The sequence below is a fragment of the Pimelobacter sp. 30-1 genome, assembly GCF_018831735.1.
Taxonomy (GTDB): Bacteria; Actinomycetota; Actinomycetes; order Propionibacteriales; family Nocardioidaceae; genus Nocardioides.
Window position 1 is genome coordinate 141148 of sequence record NZ_NHTS01000016.1, and the last position, 21563, is coordinate 162710.

At 73.5% G+C, this 21563-nt stretch carries 22 protein-coding genes; 15 read left to right on the plus strand and 7 right to left on the minus strand.

Annotated elements, in window-relative coordinates:
* Window positions 1-15: 15 nt before the first annotated feature.
* The 8 genes from CCO04_RS27050 (at window position 16) to CCO04_RS27085 (ending at window position 8894) form a co-directional block, all read left to right on the plus strand.
* Window positions 16-2121 carry an acetate--CoA ligase family protein gene (locus tag CCO04_RS27050; protein ID WP_215817285.1) on the plus strand — a complete coding sequence of 702 codons (2106 nt, stop codon included), beginning with the start codon at window positions 16-18 and terminating at the stop codon, window positions 2119-2121.
* On the plus strand, window positions 2118-2951 hold the full coding sequence (locus CCO04_RS27055) for an ABC transporter ATP-binding protein (RefSeq protein WP_215817286.1): 834 nt from the start codon (window positions 2118-2120) through the stop codon (window positions 2949-2951). The genes CCO04_RS27050 and CCO04_RS27055 overlap by 4 nt, the downstream gene beginning before the upstream one ends.
* Window positions 2948-3778, plus strand: coding sequence for an ABC transporter permease (locus CCO04_RS27060; RefSeq protein WP_215817287.1), 831 nt, complete (start codon window positions 2948-2950; stop codon window positions 3776-3778). Before CCO04_RS27055 ends, CCO04_RS27060 begins: the two co-directional genes overlap by 4 nt.
* Before the next feature lie 35 nt (window positions 3779-3813).
* Window positions 3814-4803 carry an ABC transporter substrate-binding protein gene (locus tag CCO04_RS27065; protein ID WP_215817288.1) on the plus strand — a complete coding sequence of 330 codons (990 nt, stop codon included), beginning with the start codon at window positions 3814-3816 and terminating at the stop codon, window positions 4801-4803.
* Between the two features lie 7 nt (window positions 4804-4810).
* A complete protein-coding gene (locus CCO04_RS27070) occupies window positions 4811-5512 on the plus strand; it encodes a hypothetical protein (RefSeq protein ID WP_215817289.1) in 702 nt (233 codons plus the stop codon).
* Between the two features lie 16 nt (window positions 5513-5528).
* Complete coding sequence (locus tag CCO04_RS27075) at window positions 5529-6752, plus strand: CaiB/BaiF CoA-transferase family protein (protein WP_215817290.1); 1224 nt, start codon at window positions 5529-5531, stop codon at window positions 6750-6752.
* 13 nt (window positions 6753-6765) lie between these two features.
* Window positions 6766-7641 (plus strand): SDR family NAD(P)-dependent oxidoreductase, encoded by an 876-nt coding sequence (locus tag CCO04_RS27080; RefSeq protein ID WP_215817291.1) that lies wholly within the window; start codon window positions 6766-6768, stop codon window positions 7639-7641.
* Window positions 7642-7718: 77 nt separating this feature from the next.
* Complete coding sequence (locus tag CCO04_RS27085; protein ID WP_215817292.1) at window positions 7719-8894, plus strand: esterase family protein; 1176 nt, start codon at window positions 7719-7721, stop codon at window positions 8892-8894.
* Here the strand turns inward: CCO04_RS27085 and CCO04_RS27090 are convergent.
* The 3 genes from CCO04_RS27090 to CCO04_RS27100 all read right to left on the minus strand — a co-directional run bounded on the left by CCO04_RS27090 (window position 8848) and on the right by CCO04_RS27100 (window position 11679).
* Window positions 8848-9684, minus strand: coding sequence for an SGNH/GDSL hydrolase family protein (locus CCO04_RS27090; protein WP_215817293.1), 837 nt, complete (start codon window positions 9682-9684; stop codon window positions 8848-8850). The two genes, CCO04_RS27085 and CCO04_RS27090, sit on opposite strands and share 47 nt — an antisense overlap.
* A complete protein-coding gene (zwf, locus tag CCO04_RS27095) occupies window positions 9677-11125 on the minus strand; it encodes a glucose-6-phosphate dehydrogenase (RefSeq protein ID WP_215817294.1) in 1449 nt (482 codons plus the stop codon). The genes CCO04_RS27090 and zwf overlap by 8 nt, the downstream gene beginning before the upstream one ends.
* Window positions 11126-11187: 62 nt before the next feature.
* Entirely contained in the window at window positions 11188-11679 is a 492-nt protein-coding gene (locus tag CCO04_RS27100) for a TetR family transcriptional regulator (protein WP_215817295.1), read from the minus strand.
* Between the two features lie 81 nt (window positions 11680-11760).
* Between CCO04_RS27100 and CCO04_RS27105 the strand changes: the two genes are divergently transcribed.
* The 3 genes from CCO04_RS27105 to CCO04_RS27115 are packed head-to-tail and all read left to right on the plus strand — an operon-like array spanning window position 11761 to window position 13669.
* Window positions 11761-12360, plus strand: coding sequence for a biotin transporter BioY (locus CCO04_RS27105; RefSeq protein WP_215817296.1), 600 nt, complete (start codon window positions 11761-11763; stop codon window positions 12358-12360).
* A 2-nt stretch (window positions 12361-12362) separates the two neighbouring features.
* Window positions 12363-13064, plus strand: a complete 702-nt coding sequence (locus tag CCO04_RS27110) for an energy-coupling factor ABC transporter ATP-binding protein (protein ID WP_215817297.1) — start codon at window positions 12363-12365, stop codon at window positions 13062-13064.
* Window positions 13061-13669: a CbiQ family ECF transporter T component gene (locus CCO04_RS27115; protein WP_215817298.1), complete on the plus strand. Its 609-nt coding sequence runs from the start codon at window positions 13061-13063 to the stop codon at window positions 13667-13669. The genes CCO04_RS27110 and CCO04_RS27115 overlap by 4 nt, the downstream gene beginning before the upstream one ends.
* Before the next feature lie 16 nt (window positions 13670-13685).
* On the opposite strand, the gene CCO04_RS27120 is transcribed toward CCO04_RS27115, so the two are convergent.
* Window positions 13686-14744: a hypothetical protein gene (locus tag CCO04_RS27120; RefSeq protein WP_215817299.1), complete on the minus strand. Its 1059-nt coding sequence runs from the start codon at window positions 14742-14744 to the stop codon at window positions 13686-13688.
* A gap of 150 nt (window positions 14745-14894) precedes the next feature.
* Between CCO04_RS27120 and bioB the strand changes: the two genes are divergently transcribed.
* Genes bioB through bioD form a run of 4 tightly spaced genes read left to right on the plus strand, consistent with a single transcriptional unit; the run spans window position 14895 to window position 19051 of the window.
* Window positions 14895-15965, plus strand: a complete 1071-nt coding sequence (gene bioB / locus CCO04_RS27125; protein ID WP_215817300.1) for a biotin synthase BioB — start codon at window positions 14895-14897, stop codon at window positions 15963-15965.
* A 1-nt stretch (window position 15966) separates the two neighbouring features.
* Complete coding sequence (locus tag CCO04_RS27130) at window positions 15967-17250, plus strand: adenosylmethionine--8-amino-7-oxononanoate transaminase (protein WP_215817301.1); 1284 nt, start codon at window positions 15967-15969, stop codon at window positions 17248-17250.
* Window positions 17247-18374 (plus strand): 8-amino-7-oxononanoate synthase, encoded by a 1128-nt coding sequence (locus CCO04_RS27135; protein WP_215817302.1) that lies wholly within the window; start codon window positions 17247-17249, stop codon window positions 18372-18374. Before CCO04_RS27130 ends, CCO04_RS27135 begins: the two co-directional genes overlap by 4 nt.
* A complete protein-coding gene (bioD, locus tag CCO04_RS27140; protein ID WP_215817303.1) occupies window positions 18371-19051 on the plus strand; it encodes a dethiobiotin synthase in 681 nt (226 codons plus the stop codon). The genes CCO04_RS27135 and bioD overlap by 4 nt, the downstream gene beginning before the upstream one ends.
* Window positions 19052-19057: 6 nt before the next feature.
* On the opposite strand, the gene CCO04_RS27145 is transcribed toward bioD, so the two are convergent.
* The 3 genes from CCO04_RS27145 to CCO04_RS27155 form a co-directional block, all read right to left on the minus strand.
* Window positions 19058-20482, minus strand: a complete 1425-nt coding sequence (locus tag CCO04_RS27145) for an amidase (protein WP_215817304.1) — start codon at window positions 20480-20482, stop codon at window positions 19058-19060.
* 26 nt (window positions 20483-20508) lie between these two features.
* Window positions 20509-21066 carry an NAD(P)H-dependent oxidoreductase gene (locus CCO04_RS27150; RefSeq protein ID WP_215817305.1) on the minus strand — a complete coding sequence of 186 codons (558 nt, stop codon included), beginning with the start codon at window positions 21064-21066 and terminating at the stop codon, window positions 20509-20511.
* Window positions 21067-21130: 64 nt separating this feature from the next.
* Entirely contained in the window at window positions 21131-21550 is a 420-nt protein-coding gene (locus CCO04_RS27155) for a DUF6630 family protein (protein ID WP_308281585.1), read from the minus strand.
* Between the last annotated feature and the right edge of the window lie 13 nt (window positions 21551-21563).

The following is a 21563-nucleotide window of genomic DNA, read 5'->3' on the forward strand; positions in this document are numbered from 1 at the left end:
CTGAAGGAGTGTTGGATGGACCACATCGACCGCGCGAGCGTCGACCTCGACGCCCTGTTCCGACCCGAACGGGTGGCGGTGATCGGGGCCTCGGACGCCGAGGGCCGGCCGACGACGCTCAACTGGCGCCGGGTCGCGGCCTGGGCCGCGCGGGTCGGTGCCGAGGCCGTGCCCGTGCACCCGCGGCGGGCGGTCATCGACGGGCTGCCGGCGTACCGCTCGATCGAGGACGTGCCCGGCCGGGTGGACGTGGCGATCGTGCTCATCGGGGACGTCGACTCGGTGCTCCCGGGCATCGCGGCCAAGGGCGTCGGCTTCGTCGTGCTCTTCGCCGCCGGCTACGCCGAGACCGGCCCCGAGGGTGGGCAGCGCCAGGCCGCGCTGGTCCGCTCGCTGCGCGCGGCCGGGGTCCGCGCGCTCGGCCCGAACACCAACATGAACCTCTTCGAGGAGTTCCGTACCGACCTGCCCGGACGGCCGATCGCGCTCATCACGCAGAGCGGCCACCAGGGCCGGCCCGTCTTCCAGGGCCAGGAGCTGGGCATCCGGTTCAGCCACTGGGCGCCCACCGGCAACGAGGCCGACCTCAACGCCGCGCACTTCGTCGACTACTTCGCGCACGAGGACGACACCGGCGCGATCGCGCTCTACCTCGAGGGCTTCGCCGACGGTACGGCGTTCCGCCGGGCCGCGCGCGCCGCCGCCCGCCGCGGGGTCCCCCTGGTCGCGGTCAAGGTCGGCCGGACCGAGCTGGGCCGGTCCTGGGCGCTGTCGCACACCGGCCACCTGGCCGGCGCGGACGACGTCGCGTCGGCGGTGATGCGCCAGTACGGCATCGCCCGCGTCGACGGCCTCGACGAGCTGCTCGACACCGCCGCCCTCTTCGCCCGGGCCGGCACTCCCCCGCACGCGGGCGTCTGCGTCTACGCGATCAGCGGCGGGACCAGCGCGCACATGGCCGACCTGCTCGGCGCCGCAGGGATCGACCTGCCCGAGCTGAGCCCGGAGACCGTCACGACGCTGCGCCAGTGGATCCCCGACTACCTGCGGGTGAGCAATCCCGTCGACAACGGCGGCCACCCCGTGGGCGACTGGCGCGGCCGGCGCATCCTGGAGACGATCCTGGCCGATCCGGCCGTCGGCATCCTGGTCGTCCCGATCACGGGCGCCTTCCCGCCGATGAGCGACACGCTCGTGGCCGACCTGGTCGCGGTCGCGGAGACCACGGACAAGCCGATCTGCGTGATCTGGGGCTCGCCCTCGGGGACCGAGGACGCCTACCGCCGGGTGCTGCTCGGCTCCCGGCTCCCCGTGTTCCGCACGTTCGGCAACTGCGTCGCCGCGATCCGCGCCCTGGCCGACCACCTCGAGCTGCGCGAGCGGGCGCACGAGATCCCCGCGATCCCGGACCCGTCCCCGACCCCGGCGGGCGCCGGGCGCCAGCTCACCGAGCTCGACGCGAAGAGCCTGCTCGCCGAGCACGGCGTCCCGGTCTCGCGCGACGTGCTGTGCGCCGACGCCGCCGAGGTCGCCCGGGCGATCGAGCGGCACGACGGCGCGGTCGTGCTCAAGGCCGTCGTCGACGGGCTCGGGCACAAGTCCGACCTCGGGCTGGTCCGGCTCGGGATCACCGACGCCGCCGCGGGGCGCGCCGTCGTCGCCGACTTCGAGCGGATCGTCGCCGGCCTGCCCGCAGGCGAGCACCCCGACGGGCTCGCCGGCGTCCTGGTCAGCGAGCAGGTCGACGGCGGCGTCGAGATGGTCGTCGGCATCGCACCCGACCCGGTGTTCGGGCCGACCGTGATGCTCGGCGTCGGCGGTGTCGCGGTCGAGCTCTACCGCGACGTCTCCTTCCGGGTGCCGCCCTTCGACCGGGCCGAGGTGCACCGGATGGTCGACGAGCTCACCGGATCGGCCCTCCTCAAGGGCTTCCGCGGGGCACCGCCGGCCGACCTGGAGCCGCTCGTCGACGTCGTCATGGCGGTCCAGCGGCTGGCCGCGGACGGCGTCGTGACCGAGCTCGACATCAACCCCCTCATCGTCCTGCCCGATCGCGTCGTCGCCGTCGACGCGCTCGCCTCGATCCCCGACCCGCACGAGAACGCCGGAGCCGTCGCATGAGCACCCCAGGAGCCACCTTGTCCCCCACCACCGAGCCCGCCGCCGCGGGCGCCGCCGCGATCGAGGTCCGCGGTGTCGGCAAGAGGTACGGCACCCGGGACGCCGTCGTCGCCCTCGACGGCGTCGACCTGACCGTGCGCCAGGGCGAGTTCGTCTGCCTGGTCGGCCCGTCCGGGTGCGGCAAGTCGACCCTGCTGCGGATGATGGCCGGGCTGCACCGCCCCAGCGAGGGCGAGGTGCTCGTCCACCACGAGGGCAGCGGGCGGACGCCGACCGCGATGGTGTTCCAGGACTACGGGATCTTCCCGTGGAAGTCGGTGCGGGCCAACGTCCGGTTCGGGCTCGACGTGGCCGGCGTACCGCGCGCCGAGGCCACCCGGACCGTCGACACCTGGCTCTCCCGGCTGGGCCTGGCCGACTTCGCCGACGCCTACCCGGCGACGCTCTCGGGCGGCATGCGTCAGCGCGTCTCGATCGCCCGGGCGCTCGCCGTCGAGCCGGAGGTGCTGCTGCTCGACGAGCCGTTCGCGGCCCTCGACGCCCAGCTGCGCACGGTGCTCCAGGAGGAGCTCCTGGCGCTGTGGCAGGCCGACCGGCGCACGGTCGTCTTCGTGACGCACAGCCTCGAGGAGGCCATCCTGCTCGGGGACCGCGTCGTCGTCATGTCCGCCCGGCCCGGCCGGATCCTCGCCGACCTCCCGGTGCCGCTCCCCCGGCCCCGCTCCGCCGAGACCCGCGGCGAGCCCGCGTTCGCCGCCCTGGAGCAGCAGCTCTGGACGCTGCTGCGGGACGAGGTCTCCCGCACCTTCGCCGGCGGGAGCGCGTCGTGAGCGCCACCGTGGTGGTCCGGCCCACCGCCGCCGAGATCGACCCGGTCCGCACCGCCCGGCGGCGCCGGCGCCTCGAGCGCGCGCTCGCCGTCCTCACCCCGCTGGTGGTGCTCGTCGCCTGGGAGGTCGCCGCCCGCACGGGCGCCATCCCGGTCCGCTTCTTCCCCGCGCCCACGATGATCGTCTCCACCGCGGGCGAGATGATCCGCAACGGCGTGCTGCTCGACGACCTGGGCGCGACCCTGCGCCGCGTGGTCGTCGGCTTCGTCGCCGGCTCGGCCGCCGGCGCCGCGGCCGGTCTCGCGCTCGGCCTCTCCGGTCTTGCCCGCGCGGCGTTCGACCCGTTCCTCTCGGCGCTCTACACGGTGCCGAAGCTCGCGCTGCTGCCGCTGCTCCTGCTGATCTTCGGCCTCGGCGAGACGCCGCTCGTCCTGCTCGTCGCGCTCTCGGTGTTCTTCCCGACCTGGATCACCTGCATGGCCGGCGTCACCGCGATCCCCGAGGGCTACCGCGAGGCGGCCCGTGCCTTCGGCGCGAGCCGCTGGGACATGTTCCGCCACGTGCTGTGGCCGGCCTTCCTGCCCCAGCTCTTCGTCGCGCTCCGGCTCTCGGTCGGCGTCGCCATCCTCGTCATCGTCGGCGCCGAGTTCGTCCAGGGCAGCAGCGGCGTCGGCTTCCGGATCTGGCACAGCTGGTCGCTCTTCCAGGCCCGCCCCATGTACGTCGGCATCTGCGTCATCGCCCTTCTCGGCCTGCTCTGCACGACCTTGGTCACCGCGCTCGGACGGCGGCTCCTGCCGTGGGCGCAACCGGCGAACCGCCGGTGACGCCCCTCCTCCCTCACCCCCGCAAAGGAACCGAAGTGTTGAAACGAAAGCTCGCCCTGCCCCTCGCCGGGCTGCTCGCCGGCGCCCTGCTCGCCGGATGCGGCTCGTCCGACGACGCCGCCGACAAGAACACCGTCAAGGTCGCCATCTCCGCCAAGCTGGAGGCGTTCGCGCCGCTGCTGGTCGGCATGGAGCTCGGCAGCTACGCCGAGGAGGACCTCGACGTCGAGATCGTCACCGCCGCGCCCAGCGACGCGATGGTGCTGCTCGCCACGGGCGAGGTGGACGCCGTCTTCAGCGCGCCGAGCGCGGCGTTCTTCAACGCCGTCTCCGGCGGCTCCCCCATCAAGATCGTGGCGCCGGGCATGTTCCCGCCCGACAACAGCCGCTCCGGGCTGTGGGTGAGCAAGGACCTCGCGCCGAACGGCACCTTCGACCCCGCGAAGCTGCGCGGCGAGACGGTCGCGACCGCCGTCGGCACCGGTGCTCCGGTCTCGATGGTGCTGGAGGAGGAGCTCGAGCGCAGCGGCCTCTCCGCCGAGGACGTGAAGTTCCAGACGATGGGTGCGACCGACATCCTGGTCGCCCTCGAGAGCGGCGCGGTCAAGGCCGGCTGGCTCTCCGACCCGGTCTGGCTGGAGGCGGAGAAGTCCGCGGACCTCACCTTCGCGTTCGGCCAGCCGGAGGACATCACCATGGGCGCGGTGCTCTTCGGCCCCACCCTGCTGGAGAAGGACCGCGACAAGGGCAAGCGCCTCCTCGCCGGCATGCGCAGCGCCGTCGCCGACCACCTCCAGGGCGCGTACCACGACGACGCCGACGTCCGGGCGGCGCTGGTCAAGCAGCTGGAGATCTCCGAGGACCAGCTCGACAAGCTGCCCGAGCTCGTCTTCCCGCCCGACCTGGCCTACCCGGCCGGGCTCACGGACCGCTACCAGGCGACGTACGCCCGGCAGAAGGGCGTGCTGGTCTACTCCGACCCGCTCCCCGAGGACGAGGTCATCGACGCCGACCTCGCGAAGTAGCCGCCCGGTGAGCGCGATCTACATCCACGAGGAGATCGACATCATCGGCGCCCGCCGCGCCGACTACCTGGAGCACATGACCTCGGGCTGGGACGCCGGGGCGCGCGGCGAGCGCGGGATGCGCTGCTTCGGGGTGTGGGCGACGGTCGGCAGCACCGGCCGCTGGCCGAGCGTGGTCAACCTGTGGGAGCTCGACGACTGGGAGGGCCTCGCCGCCAACTTCGCCCACGAGCTCTCGCACGACTCGCTCCAGGACCCCACGCTCGCCCGTTGGTGGGCGGCGGCCGCCGAGCTCCGCTCCGGCGGGCGCGACCGGATCCTGCTCCCTGCCGACTACAGCCCCACGATCGACGGGCTCTGCGCGGACCTGCCGGCCGCGGTCTGCCACCTCCACGAGGTGGTGACCGTGGCCCGGGGCCGGGCCCGCGAGTACCTGGCGCTCCTGGCCGGCGAGTGGCTCGACCCGGCGCTCGGCGCCGGCCTCGGGCTCACCGGCGCCTATCGCACCGCGATGGTCTCCGACAGCGAGGTGATCGTCGTGTGGTCGGTCCCGGACTGGCCACGCTGGGCCGAGATCGAGCGGTTCCTCGACCACGGCCCCGCCGTCGACCGGTGGCGCGAGCGCACCGCCGGCCTCGTCCTGTCCGACCAGCGCACGCTGCTGTGCGCCGCCCCCTTGTCGCCGCTGCGCACCGGCCGGCAGCCCTGAACCCGAGAGGATCCCCGTGACCCCCACCTCCCTGCTCGACGGCATCCGCGTCGTCGAGTGCACCCTGCTGGAGCCCGGCGCGCTGGCCATGACCCTGGGCGACCTCGGCGCCGACGTGATCAAGGTCGAGCCCCCGGGCGGCGACTACATCCGCCGGCTCGGCTGGCCGATCGTCGAGGGCCACTCGCTGCTGCACTGGCACGTCAACCGGGGCAAGCGCTCGATCCGGCTCGATCTCCGCGCCCCGGGCGGTCCCGAGGTGTTCCTCGACCTGGTCGAGGGCGCCGACGTCGTCGTCGAGGGCATGCGGCCCGGAGCGCTGGAGCGCCGCGGCCTCGGCTACGACCGGCTCCGCGAGGTCAACCCCGCGATCGTGCTGTGCTCGCTGTCGGGCTTCGGCATCGACGGCCCCTACCGCGACCTGCCCTCGCACGGCGTCGGCTTCGACGCCTGGGCCGGGCTGGCCGCACCCGCGATCGACGAGCAGGGGTTCACCTACATCCCCGAGCACACGGGCACCGGCACCAAGGTCGGGCCGCTGTGGGGCGCGCTCGCGGCGGTGTCCGCGGTGCTGCGGGCACGTCGTACCGGGGCGGGGTGCCATCTCGACATCTCCCAGAGCGACGCCGCGGCGTTCAGCAACTGGCTGCCGATCGAGGGCCACCGGGCGTACGAGCGCCCCGAGCCCGAGGTGACCGGGAACCCGGCCGACGGCGGCGCCCGGCGCCGCCCCGGACCGGGCGGGATGGAGGAGGCCGTGCGCTACCAGTACTACCGGTCGGCCGACGGGCACGTGCTGTTCCAGGCCTCCGAGCAGGAGTTCTGGCGCAACTTCTGCCTCGCCTGCGACCGGATGGACCTCTTCGCGGGCCGCGAGGGCCGGCAGTACGGCGACCACGCCACCGGCGACCGGGACCTGCGCGCCGAGCTGCAGGACCTGTTCGCCACCCGCACCACCGCGGCCTGGGTCGAGCTCGGCCTCGCCATCGACTGCCCCATCGCGCCGGTCAACGACGCCTCCGGGATCGGCCGCGACCCCCAGTTCGCGCACCGGATGCCCTGGTGGCCGGCCGCCGAGCACGGCGCCGACCTGCTGCCCACCCCGGTCAACGTCATCGGCGAGCAGCGTCGTCCGCCCCGGCGGGCGCCCGAGGTCGGTGCGGACACCGAGGAGGTGCTCGCCGAGCTCGGGTACGGCGGCGACCGGGTAGCCTCGCTGCGCCGATCCGGCGTCATCTAGGGGGAACTGAGTCGTGCCGCACCCGAAGGACCACCGCGTCGCCGTCGTCACCGGAGCGAGCCGCGGGCTCGGCAAGGGCATTGCGCTCGCCCTCGGCGAGGCCGGGTACGTCGTCTACGTCACCGGCCGCACCGTCGACCCCGCCGCGCACGACCTCGGCGGCACCGTCGGCGAGACCGCCCGTGCCGTCACCGAGCGCGGCGGGACCGGCATCGCCGTGGCCTGCGACCACCGTGACGACGACGCCGTCGCGGCGCTCGTCGCCCAGGTCCGCGCGGAGCACGGCGTGCTCGACGTCCTGGTCAACAACGCGTTCGCGGTGCCCGACGAGGTGACCGCGGGCGGTGGCTTCTGGGAGAAGCCGCTCGACGCGGTGATGATGTTCGAGGTCGGGCTGCGCTCGACGTACACGACGACCTGGCACGCCGCTCCCCTGCTGCTCGCGTCGGCCGAGCGCGCGCCGCTGGTCGTCAACATCTCCGGCTTCGGTGCGACCTGCTACCTGCACGGGCCGGCGTACGGCGCGGTCAAGGCGGGCGTGGACAAGATGAGCCACGACATGGGCGTCGACCTCGCCGGGACCGGCGTCAGCGTCGTCGCGCTGTGGCCGGGCCTGCTGCGCACCGAGCGCACGATGCGCGTCGTCGACGGCGATCCGGACCTCTACCGCGACTCGCTGCCGATCATGGAGCACCCCGAGCTCACCGGGCGGGCGATCGCGGCACTCGACGCCGACCCGGCGCTCAAGCGGGAGCGGTCGGGCCAGGCGCTGATCGGTGCCGAGCTCGCGGTCGCGCTGGGCGTCACCGACGTCGACGGCCGCACGCCGGTGTCGCGCCGGGCACTGCTGGGCGGGCCGGCGGGCTACAGCGAGGCGATCGTCCGCTAGCCACGATCAGGCGGCCCTCAGGTTGGCGCGCTTTGCTGGGAGCAGCAGTCGCTCCCGACGTCATCCAGGGGGACGCCATGTCACTCACCGGACCGGTCTTCCTCGACGGGGTCATCGCGCTGACCGTCGCGGCCTTCGTCGCCGTGGTCGTGCTGTGGCCCCGCCTGACCCGGCGCACCCCCTGGCACGTCGCGGGGCGCGCGACGGCCCTGCTCGTGGTCAACGTGATGGTGCTGCTGACGGCGGCGACCCAGCTCAACGCGACGTACCTGTTCTTCGCGAGCTGGGCCGACCTCCACGGCGCGCTCACCGGGCACCAGGCGCAGACCTCGCTCGACCGGGGCGGGGTGGCGAGCCGGACGCCCGACCTCGCCGCCGCCGGCCAGGCCGCCCCCGTGGCGACGGATCCCCGGCCGCCGCCCAGCCCGCCGGCCGGTCCCGACGGCCTGACCCCGTACGTCGTGCACGGCTCCGCGAGCGGGCTGACCGGGACCGTCCTCGTCCAGCTGCCGCCGGGCTACTCCTCGTCCTCGGCCGGCACGCGCTACCCCGTGCTGGAGGCCCTGCACGGCTACCCGAGCGAGCCGCTCAACTGGATCCAGGTCTTCGACCTCCCCCGGGTGATCGACCAGGAGGCCGGCGCCCAGCACCTGCGGGCGCCGCTGCTGGTGATGCCCGAGGTCGAGATCCCCCGCGGCGTCGACACCGAGGGCGTCAACGGGCCGGCCGGGCAGCCGCAGGTCGAGACCTGGCTGACGCAGGACGTCCCGGCCTGGCTCGGCCAGCACTTCCGGGTGATCGCCGACCGCGACGCCTGGGCGACGATCGGCTACTCCGCCGGCGGCTTCGACGCCGCCATGGCCGCCGTCCTGCACCCGGCCCAGTACGGCGCCGGGATCGTGCTCGGCGGCTACTTCCGCCCCGAGTTCGGGCCGTTCTACGACCCGTTCCGCGCCGACAGCCCGCTCGGGCGGCGCTACGACCTCGTCCGCGCGGTCGGCGACCGGCCGCCGCCGGTGGCGCTGTGGCTGGAGACCTCACACGCCGACCACCTGAGCTATCGCTCCAGCGCGCAGTTCCTGCGCGCGGTGCGTGCCCCGACCGCCGTGCACGCGGTCATCCTGCAGAACGCCGGGCACCGCGACTCGGTGTGGATCGGGCTGCTGCCGGCCGCGCTGCGCTGGTTGGGCCAGGACGTGCGGGGGTTCAGCCCAGGCGCGGTGTCCCCGCCGCCAGCAGCGCCCCGGCGATGACGTCGTGGCCGGCGGCGTCGGGATGGTCGCCGTCGTCCGCGATGAGTGAGGTGATGTCGCGCCCGGCGTCCTGGAACGGCCCGAACAGGTCGACGTACTGGGCTCCCGCAGCGGTCACCGCGGCGCTGATCACCGCGTTCGCCCGGCAGGTGAGCGTGCGCGCGTTGTCGAGGCCGTCGGCGCCGTAGGCGTCCAGGCCGACCTCGCCGTCCTCGAAGACGTTCCAGTAGCCGGTGACCAGGACGGTCGTGGGCCGGCCCGCGCGCAGGGACCGGATCGTGTCGAGCACGGTGTCGAGGTTCTGGCCCAGGGTGGCGAGCTCGTCGGCGACGCAGTCGCCCTCGCCGGCGGTGCACCCGCCGCCGACGACGTCGTCGAGGTGGTCGCCGAAGTCGTTGGCGCCGATCGTCAGCAGCACGATGTCGGAGCGGCGCACCGCCTCCTGCAGCGCCAGGGTGCCCAGCTCGTCGATCAGGTCGGCGGTGTCGCTGCCGTCGACGGCCTCGTTGTCGACCGTGACCTGACCGCCGGTCCGGGCGCCGAGGCGGGCGCCGTACGTGACCGGGAAGGGCGCGCAGTCGCAGGCGTACCCGGACGGCACCGAGTCCCCCAGCGCCAGCACCTCGTGGCCGCCCGGCGCACCGGCCGTGGTGGACAACCGGGCCGCGTCGAGCGCCGGCGGGGTCGGCCCGGCCCCCAGCAGGACGAGCAGGGGCAGGCCCACGACCACCACGAGCGCCAGGGGCGCGCGCGAGAGCGTACGGCGGGCCCGCCCCACGGGCTCAGCCACCCATCGCGTTGGGGTTGCGCCACTGACGCTCGAACGGCAGCCGCCACGCGTAGGGCGCGATGAGCTGGTGGATCTGGTTCGGCCCCCAGCTGCCCTGGCGGTAGGGCCGGACCACCGGCGGGTTGTCGAGCAGCGGCGCGGAGACCTCCCACAGCCGCTCGATGCCGGCCGCGGACGTGAACAGGGTCTGGTCGCCGCGCGCGGCGTCGTAGATCAGGCGCTCGTAGGCCTCGAGCACCGAGCCCGCCCAGGTGGTGTCGGTCATCGCGAACTGCATGGAGAGCTTGTCGAGCTTCATCCCGGGACCGGGGCGCTTGCCGTAGAACGACAGCGACATCTTCGCCTTGTCGGCCAGGTCGAAGGTGAGGTGGTCGGGCCCGTGGTCGCCCACACCGGAGTTGTGGGGGAACATCGAGCGCGGGGGCTCCTTGAACGCGATCGAGATGATCCGCGCCCCCTCGGCCAGGCGCTTGCCGGTGCGCAGGTAGAACGGGACGCCGGCCCAGCGCCAGTTGTCGATGTAGCACTTGAGCGCGATGAACGTCTCGGTCTCGGACTCGGGCGCGACGCCCTCGATGTCGCGGTAGCCCTCGTACTGGCCGCGCACGACGTTGGCCGGGTCGATCGGCAACAGCGAGCGGAAGACCTTGTTCTTCTCGTCGTTGATGGCCGACGGGTCCAGGGACGTCGGCGGCTCCATCGCGGTGAACGCGAGCACCTGGAACAGGTGGGTGACCACCATGTCGCGGTAGGCGCCGGTCGACTCGTAGAAGTTCGCCCGCTGCTCGAGCCCGAGCTCCTCCGGTACGTCGATCTGGACGTGGTCGATGTTGTTGCGGTGCCAGATCGGTTCGAACAGGCCGTTGGCGAACCGGAAGGCGAGGATGTTCTGGGCCGCCTCCTTGCCGAGGAAGTGGTCGATCCGGTAGATCTGCGACTCGTCGAAGGTCTTGTGCAGCTCGGCGTTGAGCCGCTGGGCCGAGGCCAGGTCGACACCGAACGGCTTCTCCATGATGATCCGGCTGCCGGCCGCGAGGTCGGCGTCGTCGAGCGTCTTGACCACCGCGAGCGCCGCCTTGGGCGGCACGCTCAGGTAGTGCAGGCGGATCCGGTCGCCGTCCCAGGTGGACTCGGCCTTCTCGACCGCCGCCCGCAGCCCGGCCGGCCCCTCGGCACCGGGCGCCCAGTGCAGGAGCTGGGAGAACTCCGGCCACGCCGCCATGTCGCCGTCGTCCCCGGAGAACTCCATGACCGCCTCGTGCACGAACTGCACGAAGGACTCGGTCGTGTGCTCGTCGAGCGAGGTGCCGATGATCTGCAGCTGCGGCAGCAGCCCGGTCTCGAACAGGTGCAGCATCCCGGGCAGGAGCTTGCGCCGCGCGAGGTCGCCGGTCGCGCCGAACAGCACGACCGTCACCGGCTTCTGGGTCTTCGGTGCCATGTCGTCCACACTGCCTCCTCGGTGTTACCGCCACGATAACGAGAGGCGACGTACGACGGTCCTCAGTCGAGGCGCGTGCGCAGCCCGCCGAGCACCAGCCCGAGCCCCAGGCTGAAGTCCGCCGCGTCGTCATCCTCGTGCGAGAGCACGAACCGGACGAGCGTGCGCGCCCCCACCCGGGCCAGGTCGTCGTCGGCCCCGGCCCGCTCGAGCGCGGCCCGCAGGGGGCGCTCCAGCGCCTCCGCATCGGACCGGTTGACGTGGGCGATGAGCACGGCGCCGTCGCGGTGGCGGCGCATCGCGTCGCGCAGGCCCACGCACAGCAGCTGCACCTCGGCGTCCCAGGCCGCGATCTCGGCCGGCCGGCTGCCGCGGCGCAGGATCTCGTCGGCGATCGCGGCGAGCAGGGCGTCCTTGTTGGTGAAGTGGTGGTACAGCGCGCCCGGCTGGACGCCCAGGTCGGTCGCGAGGCGGCGCATCGACAGCGCGTCGAGCCCGTGGGCGTCGAGCACCTCGATCGCGCGCTCGACCACGTCCGTCCTGCGGTACCGCACGCTGCCTCCACTTTGACCGTTGTCGAGAGGCCACCTTAACCTGAACAGCGTTCAACTGGCCCGTCGAGGAGAGCAGCACCCGTGACCGACACGCAGACCACCACCGATCGCCGGGTCTCCACGACCGATCTCGCCCTCATCGCCTCCTTCGCGGCGCTCATCGCGGCGTGCGCCTACCTCGGCGCGATCCCGGTCGGCGGGTCCGGCGTCCCGATCACGCTCCAGACGTTCGCCGTCATGCTCACCGGCTGCCTGCTCGGCCCGGTCCGCGGCTTCCTCGCGGTGGCGCTCTACATGCTGCTCGGCGCGATCGGGCTGCCCGTGTTCGCCGAGCACTCGGCCGGTCTCGGCGCGTTCACCAGCGTCAGCGCCGGCTACCTCTGGTCGTTCCCGTTCGCCGCCGCGCTCGCCGGCTTCCTCGTCAAGTACGTCGCCGGCCCCCGCCGCACCCGCGCGATCGTGGTGTTCCTGTGCTCGATGGCCGGCAGCATCCTCGTCATCCACCCGATGGGGATCCTCGGCATGAAGCTGCACCTCGATGTCTCGTTCGACCAGGCGCTGCACTACGACCTGCCCTTCTGGCTCGGTGACCTGGTGAAGACCACGATCGTCGCGCTCATCGCCGCCGAGGTGCACCGCGCCTTCCCGCGCCTCCTCGAGCGCGATCACGAGCACGCCTGACCATGCCCCTCATCGAGCTCGCAGCCGCGGAGGTCGTCGTACCGCTCGCCGGCGACGGGGGCCAGCGCACCGTCCTGGCACCGACGACGCTGAGCCTCACCGAGCATCGGATCGGCATCATCGGCGCGAACGGCTCGGGCAAGTCGACGCTCGCGCGCCTGCTCAACGGACTGGTCCGCGTCACCGGCGGCTCGGTACGCATCGACGGGCTCGACGTCCGCAAGCAGACCTCCGCCGTACGCCGCAAGGTGGGCTTCTGCTTCACCGACCCGGCCGCACAGCTCGTCATGCCTACCTGCGTCGAGGACGTCGAGCTCTCCCTGCGCAGGCACGAGAAGTCGGCGGAACGGCGCCGGTCCCGGGCCCTGGAGATCCTCAGCCGACACGGCCTGGCCGACCATGCCCACGACTCCGTGCACTCGCTCTCCGGCGGCCAGAAGCAGGTTCTCGCCCTGGCGGGCGTCCTCGCCGTCGACCCCGCCGTCGTCGTGGCCGACGAGCCGACCACACTTCTCGACCTCGCCCACACCCGCCGGGTCGCCGACCTGCTCTTCGGGATGCCGCAACAGCTCGTCCTGGTGACCCACGACCTCGCGCTGGCCCGCCGCTGCGACCGCGTCCTCGTCGTTGCCGACGCCGAGGTGGTCTTCGACGGCGGAGCCGACCCCGCCATCGACCACTACGTCGCCTCGGTCAGCAGATGAGCCAGGTCACCGCGACGCTCTACCAGCCGGGGCGCACCGCGCTGCACCGGCTGCCGGTCGGCGCGAAGGTCCTCGGCCTGGCCCTGTTCAGCCTGGCCATCGTGCTGGTCCGCAGCACGAGCGCTTCCCTCGTCTTCCTGACCGTCACGCTCATCCTCGCCGCCCTCGCCCGGGTCCGGCTGCGCACCCTGGCCCGGGCCGCCCGCGGCGTCGTTCTGCTGGCCCTCTTCGTCGCCGCCTTCCAGTGGTGGTGGTACGGCGCGAGCAAGGCCGTCGAGTCCTTCGTCGACCTCGTCGCGCTCGCGCTCGCCGCCGTCGTCGTCACCGCCACGACGTCGCTCAACGCCATGCTCGACGCCATCGTCCGCTGGCTGTGGCCGGCACGCCGCCTCGTCGACCCCGAACGCGTAGCGCTCGCTGTCGCCCTCGCCATCGGGACCTTGCCCGGCACGATCGCCCTCGCCCTGGAGACCCGCGACGCCGCCCGCGCCCGGGGACTCGGCCGCCACCCGCGCGCGTACCTGTCGCCGTTCGTCATCCGGGTGGTCGCGCGGGCCCTCGAGACCGGTGACGCTCTGCACGCTCGCGGCATCGGCGACGACTGAGCTGCTCGGTCGTCGTCTACTGCGAAGACGTGCACGTCTCGGTGGCCGTGGCATTGCGCGGACCGAGCGCACTCGAGGCGCACTTGTGCGTCGTGTTCGGAATCACCTCGTTGCCTACCTTGAAGGTCACGAACTCGTACCAGGTCGCCGTCGGCGCCTGCCCCTGAGCCATCGAGAATCCCGAGACGTAGGCCAGGGATCGTTCGCCGTTCCCAGAGACGACAGCCCCCTGATCCATGCTCATCCGCTGATGCCCGACGTCGCCCGTCCACACGTCGAGCTCCGAGCAGTCCCTCGGCGAGATGCTGAACGGACCCACCGAGATCGACACACCGTCACGGCAGTCCGAGAAGCCGCGCGTGGGCTTCGTCTGCTTCCACATCCACTCGCGCGCCTTGCGCTGCGCCTTGGGCGTGAGCTGCTGCGACGCCCAGAGCTTCTTCACTCGGGTGCTCAGCAGCTTGGTGTTCGCGGGCCGCGCGATCGCGTGGCGCGAGATCTGCCAGTAGTCCACCTGGTCGCTCTTGTCGTTCGCGAGCTTTCGGCGATAGGTCTGGAAGACCGCGTCGCCGACGTACTTGCGCCCGATCGGCTTGCGCACGTTGACGTACACCTTGATGCGAACCGAGGAATGGAACGAGCTGGACCACGACGGCCAGCTGGGCCGAGCGGCGGCCCGGCCGGACGTCGGAGACGCGCCTCTCTCCTCGACACCCATGCGGACACCGAGCGCGATCCCGCTCGACACGGGGTCGCTGGTCGCCGACACCTCCCGGACAACGGTCCCGCGCCGGGGCGCGACCACGACCATCGTGACTCCGCTCGGATCCCCGACCGAGGCGACGCGGACCTCGTCACGCGACACAGGTCGCCCGGCCTCGCGCTCGAGCGCGAGATACTCCTCGCCCGCCTTCGCCTCGTCGGTGGAGCCCGATCGCGAGTGCCACCGAGCATCCAGCTCGGCTCCACCCACCGACATCGCAAACCGCTTCGTACCGTGGCCACCGGGCCGCTCACTGCGCCTGCCAGCAAAGCGCCGACAGGACCAGACCACCGACGGCAAGGAGTCAGACACGACCGGCCTAGCCGGTGCACGACACCTAACCCACGTCGACCTCGAGTGAGCCACGGTGCGAGCAGGCCTCCCCAAACAGCGCCGGCGCCGCTATCCTGAGCAACCTGAACACTGTTCAGGAAGCCTCGCCCACCGCACCAGGGAGTCACCATGAGCGCGCAGTTCGACCAGCTGGCCAGCCGGATCCTCGACGGCGGAGCCGCCTCCGAGGCCGACGCCCTCGCCGTCCTCCGGGCCTCCGACGCCGACCTCGTGGGCCTCGTCGCCGCCGCCGGCCGGCTGCGCCGCGAGCACTTCGGCAACACGGTCAAGGTCAACTACCTGGTCAACCTCAAGTCCGGCCTGTGCCCCGAGAACTGCAACTACTGCTCCCAGGCGCTCGGCTCGGACGCGCCGATCCTCAAGTACTCCTGGCTCTCCAAGGACGAGACCCTCCAGCAGGCCGGTGCCGGCCTGCGCGGCGGCGCCACCCGGGTGTGCATGGTCTCCTCGGGGCGCGGGCCGTCCAACCGCGACATCGAGAAGGTCGCGGAGATGACCGAGGCGCTCAAGGAGGAGTACCCCGAGGTCGAGGTCTGCGCCTGTCTCGGCCTGCTCAAGGACGGCCAGGCCGAGCGCCTCAAGGAGGCCGGGGTCGACGCCTACAACCACAACATCAACACCGCCGAGTCGCACCACGACACGATCGTCCAGACCCACACGTACGACGACCGGGTCGACACCATCGGCAAGGCCAAGTCCGCCGGGCTCTCCCCCTGCTCGGGCCTGATCGCCGGGCTCGGCGAGACCGACGAGCAGCTCGTCGAGGCGCTGTTCGCGCTCAAGGCCCTCGAGTCCGACTCGATCCCGGTCAACTTCCTCATGCCCTTCGACGGCACGCCGTTCGAGAACACCTGGGAGCTCTCCCCCACCCGATGCCTCAAGATCCTCGCGATGGCGCGCTTCGTGTGCCCCGACAAGGAGGTCCGGATCGCCGGTGGCCGCGAGATGCACCTGCGCTCGCTCCAGGCCCTCGCGCTGCACGTCGCCAACTCGATCTTCCTCGGCGACTACCTCACCTCCGAGGGCCAGGAGGCCAAGGCCGACATCGAGATGATCCGCGACAACGGCTTCGTCATCCTCGGCGCCGAGGACGCGCTCGCCGCGACCTCCGACGGGGTCGAGCACGACCCGACGATCCGGCGCCGCGGCGCGGGCACCGAGGTCGCGGCGAACGCCTGACATGACCGCGCTCGTCGACCACGACCTGCTCGCCTTCGACCGCGAGCACCTCTGGCACCCCTACACGTCGATGACCGCGCCGACCCCGGCACACCTGGTCACCGGCGCCCGCGGCTGCGAGCTGGAGGTCGACGGCGCCTGGGTGGTCGACGGGATGGCGTCGTGGTGGTCGGCGATCCACGGCTACCGGCACCCGGCGCTCGACGCCGCGCTCGCCGAGCAGGCCGGCCGGTTCAGCCACGTCATGTTCGGCGGGCTGACCCACGAGCCGGCCGTCGGTCTCGGGCGCCGCCTCGTCGAGATCACGCCGGCCCCGCTGGAGCGGGTCTTCCTCGCCGACTCGGGCTCGGTGAGCGTCGAGGTCGCGATGAAGATGGTGCTCCAGTACCAGCGCGGCCGCGGCCGTCCCGAGCGCACCCGGATGCTCACCGTCCTCGGCGGCTACCACGGCGACACCTTCGACTGCATGAGCGTCACCGACCCGGTCGGCGGCATGCACAGCATGTGGGCGGGGCTCCTCCCCGACCAGGTCTTCGGGCCTCAGCCCCCGTCGTACGACGCGGGGGCGCCGGAACTTGCTACCTGGGCCGCCGGACTGCGCTCCCTCGCGGCCCGGCACGCGCACGAGCTGGCCGGGATCATCGTCGAGCCACTGCTCCAGGGCGCGGGCGGCATGCACCCCTATCCCGCCGCGTGCCTGCAGGTCTTCCGCGAGATCGCCGACGAGCACGGGCTGCTGCTGGTCTTCGACGAGATCGCGACCGGCTTCGGCCGCACCGGGCACCTCTTCGTGAGCGAGCTCGTCACGCCCGACGTCCTGTGCCTGGGCAAGGCGCTGACCGGCGGCTACCTCACCCTCGCCGCGGTGCTCACCACCGACGAGGTGGCGCGCGGGATCTCCGCGAGCGAGGCCGGCGTGGTCATGCACGGGCCCACCTTCATGGGCAACCCGCTGGCCTGCGCGGTCGCGAGCGCCTCGATCGACCTGCTCCTCGAGGGCGACTGGTCCCGCCGGGTGGGCGCTCTCGGCGACGGGCTCGCGACGGGCCTCGCGCCCCTGCGCGGTACGCCGGGCGTGCGCGACGTCCGGACGATCGGCGCCGTGGGCGTCGTCCAGCTCGACCACCCGGTCGATGTCGTCGCGGCCACCGACGCCGCCCTCGCCGCGGGGGTGTGGCTGCGGCCGTTCCGCGACCTCATCTACGCGATGCCGCCCTACGTCACCGGACCCGCCGAGCTCGACCGGCTCGTCGCCGGGATCACCGCGGCGGTGCGGGCCGGATGAGCACCTGGGAGACCTGGCTGGCGGCCGAGGCCAGGGCCCGCGAGGACGCCGGCCTCACCCGCCGGCTGCGGGCCCGCGCGGCCGACGACCCGACCATCGACCTGGCGGGCAACGACTACCTCGGCCTCGCGCGCGACGCCGGGGTACGCCGGGCCGCCGCGGACGCTGCGCTGGCCTGGGGGGCCGGCGCCAGCGCCTCGCGGCTGGTCACGGGCACCCTCGGCGTGCACGACGAGCTCGAGCGCGAGCTCGCCGACTACCTCGGCCAGCCGGCGGCGCTCGTGCTCTCGACCGGCTACCACGCCAACCTCGCCGTGGTCACCGCGCTGGCCGACCGCACCACGCGGGTGCTCTCGGACGCGCACATCCACGCCTCGCTCGTCGACGCCGTGCGGCTCTCGCGGGCGCGGCTGAGCGTCGTACCGCACAGCGACGTGGACGCGGTCCGGGTCGGACTCCGCGCCGCCGCGGCCGACGGCGAGCGCGCGATCGTGCTGGCCGAGTCGGTCTACTCGGTGCTCGGCGACGCCGCGCCGCTCGTCGAGCTCGCCGACCTCTGCGCCGAGCACGACGCCCTGCTGGTGGTCGACGAGGCGCACGGCCTCGGCGTGCACGGACCCGGGCTCGTGGCCACCCTCGGGCTCGCCGGCCTCCCCCATGTCGTCGTCACCGCGACCCTCTCGAAGTCGCTCGGCGCCCAGGGCGGCGCGGTCCTCGGCTCCCCGGCCCTGCGCGAGCACCTGGTCAACCGGGCCCGGCCCCTCATCTTCGACACCGGCCTGGCCCCCGCGCCCACCGCCGGTGCGCTCGCCGCGCTCCGCACGCTGCGCGACCGGCCCGCGCTGGGCGCCACGGTCCGCAGCCGGGTCGCCGAGCTCGCCGACGTCCTGGGCGTGGCCGCACCGGCGGGCGCGGTCCTGTCCGTGCCGATGTCCTCGCCCCAGGCGGCCGTCGCCGCCCAGGCCGCCGCGCTGGAGGCCGGGCTGCGCGTCGGCTGCTTCCGGCCGCCCTCGGTGCCCGACGGCATCTCGCGGCTGCGGATCACCGCCAGCGCCGGCGTACCGGACGACGACTGGGCGCGCGCCGTCGCCACCCTCGCCGCCCTCGTCAAGGAGCACCAGTGACCGCGGCCCGGGTCGTCGTCGTGACCGGCACCGACACCGGCGTGGGCAAGACCATCGCGACCGCCGCGCTCGCCGCCCGGGCCCGGGCCGAGGGGCAGCGCGTCCTGGTCGTGAAGCCCGTCCAGACCGGGATCGGCGGCGCCGACCCCGACCCCCACGACGTCGACACGGTCGCCGCGCTCACCGGCGCCGACGTCCTCGAGCTCGCCGCCCTCGACGAGGCGCTCGCACCCGACACCGCCGCCCGCCGGGCCGGAGCGCCGCTGCCGACGGTCGCGGACCACGCCGGCCGGATCCGCGCCCTGGCCGCGTCGGGCGAGCACGACCTCGTCCTGGTCGAGGGGGCCGGCGGACTGCTCGTCCGGCTCGACCTGGACGACGGCACGCTGCTCGACCTCGCCGTCGCGCTCGGCGCCGACGTCGTGGTCGTCGCCCGGGCCGGGCTGGGCACCCTCAACCACACGGAGCTCACCGTCGCGGCGCTCCGCGCGCGCGGCGTGGTCCCGCTGGGCGTCGTCATCGGCGCCTGGCCGTGCTCACCGGGCCTGGCCGAGCGCTGCAACCGCGACGACCTGCCGCGGGTCACCGGACTGCCCGTGCTCGCCGTCGTTCCGGAGGGGGCGGGGTCGTTGCTGCCCGACGCCTTCGGCGAGGCGGCGCCGGGCTGGTTCGGCTGAGCCGCCTCACCACAGCGGCGGGCGGCGGTCCCTCCACGGCAGCGCGGTCTCGAGCTGGGCGGCGAGCGAGAGGAGCAGCTCCTCCTCGGCCGGACGGGCGGCGAGCATCATGCCGATCGGCAGGCCCGCGGACGTCTGGTGCAGCGGCAGCGAGATCGCCGGCATGCCGGTGACGTTCCAGGCCGAGGTCCACGGCGTGTAGCGCTTCTGCGCCTCGAAGTCCGCCGCCGGATCGGCGTCGTCGCGCAGCGCACCGACCAGCGGCGGCGGCGTGGCGACCGTCGGCGTCAGCACGATGTCGTACGGCGCCAGCGCGACCAGCGCCTCGGCCGCGTGCCGGCGCAGCGCGCCGATCGCCAGACCGAACGCGGGCCCCGAGATCGCCGCACCGCGCTCCCCCAGCCAGCGGGTCAGCGGACGCAGCGTGGCCTCCTGCTCGGGCGCCAGCCCGACCGTCGACAGCCCGGTCAGCACCGCCCAGCAGGTCTCGAAGTCGGCGACCGCCGCGCGCGGGAGCGGCACCGGGATGTCCTCGACGACGTGCCCCAGCGAGCTCAGCAGCCGGGTCGTCTCGTCGTAGGCGCGTCGCACCTCGGGATCGATCTCGGTGTCGGCGATGACGGGCTCGTCGAAGCAGCCGATCCGCAGCCGCCCGGGCTCGCGGCCCGTCGCGGCGAGGAACGTGCCGCTCGGCTCGGGCGCCCACGAGGGGTCGCCCGCGCGGCGTCCGGCCATCACGTCGAGGAGCGCGGCGGCGTCGGCGACGGTGCGCGCGAGGGGTCCGGCGACGGCGAGGCCGATCGGGTCGCCGTACATCGGGAAGCCGCTGATCCGGCCCCGGCTCGGCTTGAGCCCGACCAGCCCGCAGCAGGCCGCCGGGATCCGGATCGAGCCGCCGCCGTCGGAGCCCTGCGCCACCGGGACCAGCCCCGCGGCCACCACGGCCGCCGCGCCGCCGGAGGAGCCGCCGGCCATCCGGGTGGTGTCCCAGGGCGTCACCGCGGGCGGGCGCCCCTCGGGCTCGGTGTAGCAGGGCGAGCCGAACTCGGGCGTGCTCGTCTTGCCCAGGCTGATCAGCCCGGCGTCCTCGATCGCGAGCGTCACCCCGTCGGAGATCTCGGGCACGTAGCCCGCGAACGCCGGCGAGCCGAACGCCGTCGGCACACCCTTGGTCAGGTTGAGGTCCTTGATCGCCGTCGGTACGCCGGCCAGCGGCGAGGCACCCTCGCCGACCGGACCCACGGCCGCCACCTCGCGCGCCCGGACCCGGGCGGTGTCGGGGTCGCGGAACACGAACGCGCCGTCGACGTACTCCTGGGGGAGACGCGCGGCGCGTTCGAGGTAGTGCTCGGTCAGCTCGACAGGGCTGATCTCACCGGAGCGGATCAGGGCGCCCTGCTCGAGCGCGGTCAGGTCGTGGAGTTCGGCCACGACCCGACCGTAGTCCCTCGCGGAAATCAGGCGGCGGTGACCTCGGGGGTGAACTCCGCGAGACGGGCGAGGGCGCCGAGCAGCTTGGCCCGGACCTCGGCGTCGGTGGTGGGGTCGACGTCGATCGCGGACTGCGACACGGTCACGTCCTCGACCACGATCGCACCGGCGATGCCGGCCGAGCGGGCGGTGTCACCGTGGGCCCACTTGCCGCCGTACGGCGTGGGGGTGGCGCCGACGACGCCGAAGGGCTTGCCGACCAGGGCGCCGGCGCCGTACGGACGCGAGAGCCAGTCGATCGCGTTGTTGAGCACGGCCGGCATGGTGCCGTTGTACTCCGGGGTGACCGCGAGGACGCGGTCGGCGCCCTGGACGCGCTCGCGCAGCGCGGCGGCCGTCGCGGGCAGGTTCTCACCGTCGATGTCCTCGTTGTAGAACGGGACCTGGTCGAGGCCCTCCACGATGTCGAGGGTCACGCCGGCAGGCGCCTCGTCACGGAGGATCTCGGCCAGCTTGCGGTTGAGCGAGTCGGCCCGGAGGCTACCGACGAGGACGGCGACGCGGGTGTTCGTGGTGTCAGTCATGATGGGCGAAACGGACCGCGGTCCGCTTCTATTCCAGGCTGCCGGATTCTTTTCCCGGATCGCCTCAGCCGAACGTCCGCACCCCGACGTCGACGGCGGCTCCGGCCGCCACGAGCGCCGGCAGCCGGTCGGCCGGGACCGCCACGAGCGGATAGGCGTCGGAGCCCTCGTCGACCTGCACGACGACCAGTCCGGCCGGGCCGAGCAGCCGGCTGATCGCCCCGGCGACCTGCTCCACGCTCCCCTCGCCCGCGGCGTCCAGCGCCACGCCCGCGGCTCGCACCCGCGGCAGACCCGCGACCTGCGCCCGCACCTCGCCGGCCTCCTCCTTCCAGTCGAGGTAGGCGACCTCGCCGGCGCCGTGGAGCGCGTCGACCAGGGCGACCACGCCCTCGACCTCGTCGGCCTCCTCGATCCCCCGCTGGAGCAGCGCGTCCTCGTGCGCGGCGAGGTAGCCGGCCGGGTCGGCGACGGCGAGCCAGATCGTAGGCGGCTGT

Bases quoted from the DNA above. Each gene is read 5' to 3' on its own strand.
- CCO04_RS27085 (WP_215817292.1), top strand. From the start codon at position 7,719: ATGTCACTCACCGGACCGGTCTTCCTCGACGGGGTCATCGCGCTGACC.
- CCO04_RS27130 (WP_215817301.1), top strand. From the start codon at position 15,967: ATGACCGCGCTCGTCGACCACGACCTGCTCGCCTTCGACCGCGAGCAC.
- CCO04_RS27150 (WP_215817305.1), bottom strand. From the start codon at position 21,066: ATGACTGACACCACGAACACCCGCGTCGCCGTCCTCGTCGGTAGCCTC.
- CCO04_RS27055 (WP_215817286.1), top strand. From the start codon at position 2,118: ATGAGCACCCCAGGAGCCACCTTGTCCCCCACCACCGAGCCCGCCGCC.
- CCO04_RS27115 (WP_215817298.1), top strand. From the start codon at position 13,061: ATGAGCCAGGTCACCGCGACGCTCTACCAGCCGGGGCGCACCGCGCTG.
- bioB (WP_215817300.1), top strand. From the start codon at position 14,895: ATGAGCGCGCAGTTCGACCAGCTGGCCAGCCGGATCCTCGACGGCGGA.
- CCO04_RS27135 (WP_215817302.1), top strand. From the start codon at position 17,247: ATGAGCACCTGGGAGACCTGGCTGGCGGCCGAGGCCAGGGCCCGCGAG.
- CCO04_RS27110 (WP_215817297.1), top strand. From the start codon at position 12,363: ATGCCCCTCATCGAGCTCGCAGCCGCGGAGGTCGTCGTACCGCTCGCC.
- CCO04_RS27050 (WP_215817285.1), top strand. From the start codon at position 16: ATGGACCACATCGACCGCGCGAGCGTCGACCTCGACGCCCTGTTCCGA.
- zwf (WP_215817294.1), bottom strand. From the start codon at position 11,125: ATGGCACCGAAGACCCAGAAGCCGGTGACGGTCGTGCTGTTCGGCGCG.